The sequence below is a fragment of the Alkaliphilus pronyensis genome, assembly GCF_009017275.1.
GTDB classification, from domain to species: domain Bacteria; phylum Bacillota; class Clostridia; order Peptostreptococcales; family Natronincolaceae; genus Alkaliphilus_C; species Alkaliphilus_C pronyensis.
This window is the reverse complement of record NZ_WBZC01000044.1, coordinates 20893-30599: the sequence shown is the minus strand read 5'-3', so window position 1 is coordinate 30599 and position 9707 is coordinate 20893. Positions and strand designations below refer to the sequence as shown.

At 34.7% G+C, this 9707-nt stretch carries 11 protein-coding genes and 2 riboswitches; of the genes, 2 read left to right on the top strand and 9 right to left on the bottom strand.

Annotated elements, in window-relative coordinates; translation table 11 throughout:
• Positions 1-198: 198 nt before the first annotated feature.
• The 9 genes from grdB to F8154_RS11205 form a co-directional block, all read right to left on the bottom strand.
• Positions 199-1506, bottom strand: coding sequence for a glycine reductase complex selenoprotein B (gene grdB / locus F8154_RS11245; RefSeq protein WP_151861716.1), 1308 nt, complete (start codon positions 1504-1506; stop codon positions 199-201).
• 54 nt (positions 1507-1560) lie between these two features.
• The gene (gene grdA, locus F8154_RS11240) at positions 1561-2031 is read right to left on the bottom strand and encodes a glycine/sarcosine/betaine reductase complex selenoprotein A (RefSeq protein WP_151861715.1); all 471 of its coding nucleotides are present in this window, start codon (positions 2029-2031) and stop codon (positions 1561-1563) included.
• Positions 2032-2066: 35 nt separating this feature from the next.
• Positions 2067-3353 carry a glycine/sarcosine/betaine reductase component B subunit gene (locus F8154_RS11235; protein ID WP_151861714.1) on the bottom strand — a complete coding sequence of 429 codons (1287 nt, stop codon included), beginning with the start codon at positions 3351-3353 and terminating at the stop codon, positions 2067-2069.
• A 59-nt stretch (positions 3354-3412) separates the two neighbouring features.
• Positions 3413-3730, bottom strand: a complete 318-nt coding sequence (trxA, locus tag F8154_RS11230; protein WP_151861713.1) for a thioredoxin TrxA — start codon at positions 3728-3730, stop codon at positions 3413-3415.
• Between the two features lie 34 nt (positions 3731-3764).
• Complete coding sequence (gene trxB, locus F8154_RS11225; protein WP_151861712.1) at positions 3765-4712, bottom strand: thioredoxin-disulfide reductase; 948 nt, start codon at positions 4710-4712, stop codon at positions 3765-3767.
• Positions 4713-4772: 60 nt separating this feature from the next.
• Positions 4773-5159, bottom strand: coding sequence for a GrdX family protein (locus F8154_RS11220; protein WP_243141239.1), 387 nt, complete (start codon positions 5157-5159; stop codon positions 4773-4775).
• A 123-nt stretch (positions 5160-5282) separates the two neighbouring features.
• A riboswitch (glycine riboswitch) is annotated at positions 5283-5355 on the bottom strand.
• Between the two features lie 2 nt (positions 5356-5357).
• A riboswitch (glycine riboswitch) is annotated at positions 5358-5467 on the bottom strand.
• Between the two features lie 175 nt (positions 5468-5642).
• A complete protein-coding gene (locus F8154_RS11215) occupies positions 5643-6485 on the bottom strand; it encodes a DegV family protein (RefSeq protein WP_151861711.1) in 843 nt (280 codons plus the stop codon).
• Positions 6486-6747: 262 nt separating this feature from the next.
• On the bottom strand, positions 6748-7215 hold the full coding sequence (trmL, locus tag F8154_RS11210; protein ID WP_151861710.1) for a tRNA (uridine(34)/cytosine(34)/5-carboxymethylaminomethyluridine(34)-2'-O)-methyltransferase TrmL: 468 nt from the start codon (positions 7213-7215) through the stop codon (positions 6748-6750).
• An 18-nt stretch (positions 7216-7233) separates the two neighbouring features.
• Positions 7234-7698 carry a chemotaxis protein CheX gene (locus tag F8154_RS11205; protein ID WP_151861709.1) on the bottom strand — a complete coding sequence of 155 codons (465 nt, stop codon included), beginning with the start codon at positions 7696-7698 and terminating at the stop codon, positions 7234-7236.
• Positions 7699-7997: 299 nt separating this feature from the next.
• Between F8154_RS11205 and speD the strand changes: the two genes are divergently transcribed.
• Complete coding sequence (speD, locus tag F8154_RS11200) at positions 7998-8816, top strand: adenosylmethionine decarboxylase (RefSeq protein WP_151861708.1); 819 nt, start codon at positions 7998-8000, stop codon at positions 8814-8816.
• 133 nt (positions 8817-8949) lie between these two features.
• The gene (locus F8154_RS11195) at positions 8950-9696 is read left to right on the top strand and encodes an MBL fold metallo-hydrolase (protein ID WP_151861707.1); all 747 of its coding nucleotides are present in this window, start codon (positions 8950-8952) and stop codon (positions 9694-9696) included.
• Positions 9697-9707: the final 11 nt, after the last annotated feature.

Sequence of the window (9707 nt, the reverse complement as noted above, 5' to 3'; positions counted from 1 at the left end):
TTTGAGTTGTACCATTGTGTATAATCATATCTGGTGCATGTACTAAAACATATCCTGCACCCTTTACTACTGCATTTGACATTATTTGCACCTCCTATTTTAATAAAGCAATTATATTTAATTAAATAAATGGGCACACAGGGTGCCCATCTATTTCATATAAAGGTAGCCAGTAGTTGAAGAGTTGGCACTTAAAGCTTACTCTTCAAATACAGTTTGTCCCTCTACTTCTGTTGTTAAAGCCTTTAATGAATTCATTACAATCTTTCTTCTAAGGCTCTTTTCTTCACTGGCATCCAGTGCTGGATTCCCTAGTGGATGTGGAATAGCAATAGCTGGAACTATTCTATTGGCACCTACTGTTAATGAAATTGGAACAACTGTACAAATGTGTACTACAGGTATACCTGCTCTTTCTATTTCCTTTACCATTGTTGCACCGCAACGTGTACAGGTGCCTCATGTAGAGGTTAATATAACAGCATCTACACCATCAGCCTTTAATTCTTTTGCAAACTCTGTTGCAAAGGCTTTAGAGTTGCCAACAGATGTACCATTTCCTACTGTAGTATAGAAGTATTTGTGTAATTCACCAATTACTCCTTCTTTTTCAAGATCTCTTAATACATCAACAGGTAATACACGATCTGGATCAATATTAGCATAAACAGGGTCATATCCACCGTGTGCAGTTTCATGATCTGCCTCTGCTAAATCGTTGAATCCTGATATATCATATTTACCATACTTCGATGCACTGGAGGACTCAATTCTATCTGGATTCTTTTTAGGTACAATACCTCCAGAAGTAACAAGAGCAATTTTGGCCTTTGTTAGATCCTTCACAGCTGGATTTGGTTCAACCCTATCAAAATCAGGCATTGGATATTCTGTTTTGAATTCTTCTCCCTTAAGCTTTTTCATTAACATATCTACGGCACGTTTAGAACCTCTTTCTTTAGCAAAGTAGTTCTTTCTAATACCTCTAGCTATATATTTATCTTCTTCAGGAGATCCAATAGCTTCACCCTTTAATATTTTTAATGCAAGGTTTGCCATTGCTGGTACTGCTGTTCTCATTGCAGCTGCTGAGTTGCCAGTTTCTACGATATATAAGCTTTTCTTAAACATATCTGCCCCTGGATTCTCAATATACATACCGGTTAATACAGGAATATCTAACTCCTCCTGAACGGCATTAGCTATAGTACCACACGCAACACCATATCGACCTGCATTAAAAGCTGGTCCTGCTATGAATAAATCTGGATTATATTTCTTTATCATCTCTAAAATGGTTGCCTTAGCCTCTTCAACATTTTCATTGAAATATGAGTCACCACAGATGATGGTTGCTACGATTTCACCTTCGCCTTTTAATGCAGTGTTTAGAGCCATTCCTGGTCCAATAACACCTTCCTTAAGCTCAGGCTTAATATCAGCCTTTTCTTCTCCACCTACACCAGCGAAGAATTGATTAATATAATGGACAATTTTTTTACTCATAGTTTCCCCCCTCTCGGAATTTTTTGGGAAGTAATATTTTTAAAATTACTATTCTTAGTATTTTGTAAATTCGTTTCTAATATTTGTCATTTCTTCAACAATAGAATCAACATCAAGAACCATTTCCATCATACCTATTTGGTCATCAAAAACTGTTGCATCTACTGCATTCTTGAAATCTGGCTCTACTGCATGATATACTCTAAGTCCTAACTGGACTCCTGCTAATGAACCTGCGAAAGTTGGGTCACCATTGGTTACAGTTTCTGCAGCTAAACCTGCTGCTTCTGCTTCTGCTGCTCCTAGAACAACAACAACATTTTCTGCTCCATGCTCCTCTGTAAGACCCTTAACTCTATTTTGGTTTTCTAGGTCCATCGCTCCTGCAGCCGTTCAGACAAAGCATTCAGTTGCTGAGAAAACTACTTCAGCACCTGTAGTCTTTAGGCATTCTTCGATGGCTGGACCTGGAATTCCGTCTCTATCGCCTATAACGATTATTTTTTTACCGTCAAATAAAGACATATCCTACCACCCTTTCATAGTTTTTTTCTATTAGATTAATAACCTTTAGATGACAAGGTTACATAACCAGTTTCGTTTGTTGCACCTGTAATAGCTTGAATTTCAACTTCAATGCTTCCATCTGGTCTTAAGCTACCATCAAAGCCCCCTGCAATTACATCTACAAACTCTGTAGTTCCAATAACACGCTTCATAGGTGGTAACACGATTGTTTCGTTTGCATTACCATTTGTAACAACAGCATCTGCTTTAGGATCTGCATCTGCCAGTGATTGTGATGCACCATCACGTCCTGCGTATTCATCGGTTACTATAACAGTTTTAACTCCTTCGTTTTCAATCTTCTTGCAGTTCATAATTAAGTCTGTATCTGGGTTACCAAACCCTTCCTGTGATACAATAACTCCATCTAGGCTTAAATATTTGCAAAGCTTAGCTGTCCAGTTAGAGGATCTCTCTTTGTCAGCAAGGTAAACATTTTCGTTTGTAATTATAACACCTACAAAGTTGATTTCTTTACCATGCTTTTCAAATAGATCTTCAATAATACCATTGTTTAAATGAACATAGGTTGGGTTTTTGTCGCATGCAGAAACACAGTTTCCACTTACTATAGCCCCATCCATAATTTCAGTTGGGTATAAAATAGTAGGTACTATTTTCTTTGCATCTACTCCATAAACATAGGTATCATGTAATAATCCTTGAGTTTGTAGCATATATACATACCCTACCTTTGGTAGGTCTGGATATTTTTTCACTGATTCAAATAGTGGTTCAGTTTCATAAACCTTTACCTCATCAGGAGTTAAATCCTTAGCCACCTTACCAAGGTATGCTGCTGCTTTAAAACCAATCATACGTAATGCTGCCTCATGCTCATGCTGCTTTAACCCTTCAACTGGCTCAATTAAAACTACAACGTTGTGGGTTTTTGAGAAAGGTGTGTAATCTGCTCCAGGACCTGTCATATCAATGATGCCCTCCTGGAAACCAACAATCTTTCCTGCAGTAACCACTGCAACATTTTTTAATGCATGTGTGCGACCTGATCCTACAGTATCAACCTTACTTAATACTCCAGGAAAAATTCCTCCTGGACCTTCAACTTTAACTCTTGGCTCGATTACATCCTTAACTGGTGTAATTCTAACCTCTTCACCAGGATGAGCTAGTTCAAGATCAATGCTCTTTATATGCTCATCTCCACCAATTTCTTTAAGCATTTCCTCTTTATTAACGTAAAGCACTCCATTTTCAACCTTAGTTGTATCAGAAAGCTTAACATCGTTAATATAAATATTACCTAATTCTAATCGCACAAACTTCACCTCCCTTTTTTTATAGAAGGCCTATATTTAATATTATAGGCCAATTACAACTACACATGCTTTTTAATCATTGCCTCAATATTATCTCTTGTAGCTTCTTCTTTTGTAACCTCATCAATTTTATTTCCATCCTTATAAATAGAAATAGTAGGTAGTCCAAGAACCTTTTCTTTAATAGCTAATCTTCTAGCTTGAGTTGTGTTTAGTTTTACAAATTTAATTTGATTTCCAAATTGCTTTTCAAGCTCCTCTACATCTGGCATTAAAGCTTTGCATGGCTCGCATCCATCGCTCCAAAAATCAACCAGTACATAGCCATCAGCATTAAGTACTTCAGCTTCAAAGGTCTCTTTATCAACTGCTATCATTCCTTTCACCTCCTTACAAAGATTAGTGATATTTCTATTCATGAAAATTATTTTCTATATACTTCTCTGCTTGTACAGAAGCAATAGCACCATCTGAAACAGCTGTTACTACCTGTCTTAGTGATTTAACACGACAATCTCCTGCTGCAAACACACCTGGGATATTGGTTTTCATGTTATCATCTGTAATAAAGTAGCCAGCTTCATCCATATCTAGTATTCCCTTAAATATCTGGGTTTGTGGAATGTAACCAACGAACACAAATATACCAAAGGTTCCATCTTCTTCATTAGCCATGTATTCTTGAGTTTCTCCTGTTTGAAGGTTTTTAAATACAACTCCCTCAACAAGGCCTTCACCTTTAATCTCTTGTATTGTAGTATTCCACATGAAATCTATTTTACTATTCTTGAAGGCTTTTTCTTGAATTGATTTAGCCGCCTTAAGCTCGTCTCTTCTATGTACAATAGTTACCTTTCTAGCAAATCTCGTTAAGAAAATAGCTTCTTCTACAGCTGAATCTCCACCGCCTATTACAAACACTTCGAAATCTGTAAAGAAATCAGCATCACAGGTTGCACAATAGGATACACCTTTACCTGTCATCTCCTTTTCACCTGGTACATCTAATAATCTTGGGCTTGCACCTGGTGCTACAATTACACTTCTAGCCTTATATGTGTTTTTCTCTCCAACTAAAACCTTAATTTTTTCATCTAGCTTCACTTCTTTAATTGTGTCCTTTTCAATAGTTGCCCCGAATTCCTTGCATTGGTCAACCATTCTAGCAACAAGTGAGGGCCCAGATGCATGTTCTATAGAGCCAGGATAATTAGCCACTTCTTCAGTGGTGGCTATTTGACCGCCTGTCTTACTTTTTTCAAGTATTAATGTAGACATTTTACCTCTTGCAGAGTAAAGACCTGCAGAAAGACCAGCTGGACCTGCTCCGATAATGACAACATCATAGATATTTTCCATCCATTTCACTCCTTAGCATTTTGATAATATATATAAATTAATTTGAGTAAAGCAGCATAGTTACTTGAATTGAGTCATGCTTTCAATTCCACTGGTAATCAAGGTGTAATCGATTTCCTGAAAATCTACTAGGGTTTTGTTGCTCCATGTAGGAGGCTTTTTTGTATTTATAAATTTTCTTGCAGTTTCGATGCTGGACTCAATTATATAAAGAGAATCCATATCTAGTTTCCCCTTATCTTTTGAAAAAATAACACTTTTATATATAGTTTCATTAGGTTTAACACTGCCAGATAGAGGATGACTTAAAAGAAGATGCCCCTCATGTATTTTATCTCTGGTTTTTAAAAGAACAGCCATTAACGAATCCTCTATAAAATCAACCTCATAAATGCTATTATATTCTTCTAAAACCATTGGATTATTTGTAATAATAATTGCCTTCAAAATAACACCTCTTTTATATGTAAAGGAACTAAACCTTTCGATAGATATACCCATTATTAAACTAAAATATGCAAAACAAAAACAGAGAAAACTTATGTCAACGCCTTATGTTGCCATCAGTTAACTCTGTTTATTAACCTGAGAGATTCTTCCTGTTTAGGAATTGCTCCTTCGGTGCAAATACGCTTTCCAGAGTACTGTCCAAATACGGTCCTTTTGCCTGAGATATTCACTAGGTAATGGCGAATCACCAAGCTTCTTCCTTCGGCGCTCAATAACGCTTATTGAGTCTCTCCCGCATTTATCTTCCAGTAGCTTTTCAGTTCTTTGTTTAAAAATTATCAATGATAACTTTTTCATTCCTTGCTTCATAGATATTATAATACATAAAACCATCTAAAGGCAACCACTTTATTTAGAAAAAGATAAATATTTTTTGATAAAAGTTTTTCAAAATTATCTAAATATTTGTTAAAAATACCACTATCTATAATAAAACATCCCCAAGGTGCCTGGTCCACCGTGGGTACCAATAGTGCATCCCACCTCTGTTAAGACAACTTCTTTGGGCTTAAGCTCTTTCTCCACCTGGTCTTTAAGCTTATTAAAGGCTTCAATATTGTTGGCATGGGCTATTGCCACTGTCTTATCTGAAAAATCACCACCTCTATTCTTTGCCAGCTCTATCATTTTTGCAAATACCTTTTTACTGCCCCTAACCTTGTCTAAAGGTTCAACCAATCCATCATTTACTGTTAATATAGGCTTTATATTTAGTAGTCCACCAATAACAGCCTTCATAGGGTTTAGTCTTCCTCCTCTTTTCAAAAACTCAAGGGTGTCTACTGTAAAAACATGATCAATTAGCGGCTTTAATTCAGCTAATCGAGACATTATATCTCTTCTATTGCCTCCAGCCACAGCCAATTTAGCTGCCTCATAGACTAGTAGCCCTCCTCCAAAGGACAGGCCTAAGGAATCAAACACTTCAACCTTATCTGTTTCTAAATCTTCCTTTGCTATTAAGGCAGATTGGTAGGTTCCACTGGCATTACCTGAGCCATTGATACATATTACTTCTTTTCCTTCATCAATTATACCCTTGAAAACATCATAAAATTTTTTAGGCGGTACCTGTGAGGTTTTTGGTAGCTCCTTAGTTTTCATGAGCCTTTCATAAAATTCTTGGTTGGTCAAATCTATCCCGTCTCTATATTCTGTATCTCCGAAATGTATCGTTAAAGGCACTACTATAATATTATACTTATCTACTATCTCTTTAGGTACATCTGTCATACTGTCTGTAACTATTTGGATTTTATTCATTCAACAACCTCCCTCTATTAGTATCTTTTATGTTGCAAATATAGTTAATACATACAATTTATTCCTACTATTCTTATAATATATAATTCAATAAATTTATAATGAATCCTGCCTGTTATTAATATTATTATAGAATTAATTTATGGTTAAATTCAACTTTTTAACCTTAAAAAAACTAAAACATAAAACACTCCATCTGCTAATCCTTTGGAAGCATCCTATGTTAAGCTCTAGATATTTTTAATTAAATGTATATTTTTACTTATCTCATACTAGGGTAGTTTAACTGTCTTAGGGCCTCATATAAAACTATAGCTACAGAATTAGACAGGTTTAGGGATCTAGCCTCTTTTATGTTTAACATAGGTATTCTTACACAGTTTTCCTTATTAGCCTCTAATATTTCCCTTGGAATACCTGCTGTCTCCTTTCCAAACATAATATATGCATTATCCTTGTACTCAACATCCGAATGAGCCTTTGTAGCCTTTGTTGTGGCATAATAAATTAGGGAATTTGGGTTCTTTTCGACAAACTGGGTATAGCTATCGTAATAATAAAATTCTAAAAGATTCCAATAGTCTAAGCCAGCTCGTTTTAGATGCTTTTCATCCATAGAAAACCCCGTAGGTCCAATTACATGTAAAACAGTGTTGGTAATTACACATGTTCTTGCAATATTACCTGTATTTTGTGGAATCTCTGGTTCATGTAAAACTATATTTAGCATCCCTTCACCTCAAGTTAATTATTTTTTCATTTCTCTTATGGCAACCTCCACTTCAATCTTTCCTATATCACCCTTCATTATGGTAGATATTATTGGAACGTCCTTTGAATGTTGGATAGCTACGTTTTCTATTAGCTGTGGGGTTGTAATATCAACTTTAAAACCATCATTATATAGTAAACTGGCGGCATTACCTAGAATCATATTGCCTAGCTCCGTAACAGCACTTTTTGATATTTCATCTAAGGATGAAACTGGCATTCCACCCATCATTATAGAGGCCATTTTCATTGCCAGTGGTTCCTCCATACTTATGGCTGTTATACCTTCAAGCTCTCCCTTTAAACCAATAACAATAGCTATATTGTTATTATCAGAAGGCTTTTTTATATAGGTTTTTTCAATTTCCATGTTAATACCAGTCATTTGCTTAATTACATCTTGACCAGCCTTTAGAAAAGAATTAATAAGCTCTGCCCTCATCTTATGCCCTCCTGTAAATAATCATAGTGTGATTATACCATAAATGTTTGTCGAAAGTAGATATTTTTATTGTTTTTATGACTAAATCTTAAATGTAATGGTTACTATTACTATATAGTTTGTTTATTGATAAATAATATTTACTTATTTATAATGTAATTTAACTTTTATTATATTGTTAACTATGCTTTTACTTGATATATTACATAAGTAGGTTTATAATTGTAATCGCAGAAGCTAATTGATTAATTACTAGTGTATTCTTAGTAGTTAATACCAAAGGAGGAAGATAATATAAGATGGAGATAAAAGGTATAAGAAAGCTTAAACTATACGGCTTTAATAACTTAACTAAAACCTTAAGCTTTAATATGTATGATATTTGCTATGCAAAAACTCTTGAAGATCGTAAGGGATATATTGAATATATTGATGAGCAATATAATGCAGATAGACTCACTAAAATATTAACAGATGTTTCAAATATTATTGGTGCTAATATACTTAATATTGCAAAGCAAGATTACGAGCCACAAGGTGCAAGTGTAACTATGCTGGTTTCAGAAGGCTTAGTTACACAGGAGGCCCATGATGATGCTGCTTCTGAAACTCCTGGACCATTACCTGATGCTGTTGTAGGTCATTTAGACAAAAGTCACATTACTGTTCACACATATCCTGAGAGTCACCCAGACGAGGGTATCAGTACCTTTAGAGCAGATATTGACGTTTCTACCTGTGGTCATATATCCCCTTTAAAGGCACTAAATTATCTAATTCACAGTTTTGATTCAGATATTATGACTATAGACTACCGTGTTCGTGGCTTCACAAGAGATGTAAACGGTAAAAAATACTTTATTGACCATAAGATAAATTCTATCCAAAACTATATTTCTAGTGATACACGAAATCGCTATCAGATGATAGATGTTAATGTATATCAAGAAAATATATTTCACACCAAAATGCTATTGAAGGAATTTGATTTAGATAATTACCTTTTCGGTATTCAGAAATCTGAATTAAGGCCTGGTGAAAGGAAAAAAATAAAGCTACGTCTTAAAAAGGAAATGTCTGAAATCTTTTATGGAAGAAATATACCAAAGGTTAAATAAGTATTTAAAAGGACTTTTATATTTTCTTAATAAGTCCTTTTTTTCTTGGTTTCTTTACCTGCCCCTTTGATATAATATGTAGTATGGGTATAAATATGGTAATATATAGTTATAAGGATTAGGAGGGATATAAATGAATAAGGGAGTAAAAATAAAACACCTGCATCATAGTAGTGTAACTGTCGAGACCGACAAGCATTTTCTTATATTTGATTATTTCAATAATAATATTGAGGGTTCTACTACAAAAAGCATTAAGGATGGAATACTATCTGAGTCTGATATTCCAAGTGATAAGAAGATTTTAGTTTTTGCCAGTCATAGTCATAGGGATCATTTTGACCCTGTTATTTTTCAATGGGAAAAATATCTATCAAATATTCAATATATATTAGGTAATGATATTGAAATCTTAAATTATAAGAAGAACTATCATCAAGTTAATCCATATGAATCCTTGAAGCTGTATGATATTACAATTAACACATATGGATCTACTGATAGGGGGGTATCTTTCTTAATATACATTGATGACTTTATAATTTTTCATGCAGGAGATCTTAACTGGTGGCATTGGAAAGAATTTAGTGAAGAGCAGCTTCTTAAGGAAGAAATTGATTTTAAGACAGAAATCAACAAATTAGTTGGAACTTCAATTGATATAGCCTTTGTACCAGTGGACCCTAGATTAGATGAATTTTATTACTTAGCTGGAGAATATTTCTTAAATGTGATAAACCCAAAGCTATTTGTACCAATACATTTTGCTGATAATTTTAGTATTACTAACAAGTTCGCCGAAAAGGTTAAGAGCATACACAAAAAAGTAGCAGTTATCGAAGGGCATGGCCAAGAAATAGAGTTCCCTACACTAGGCTAGCTTATTGCATA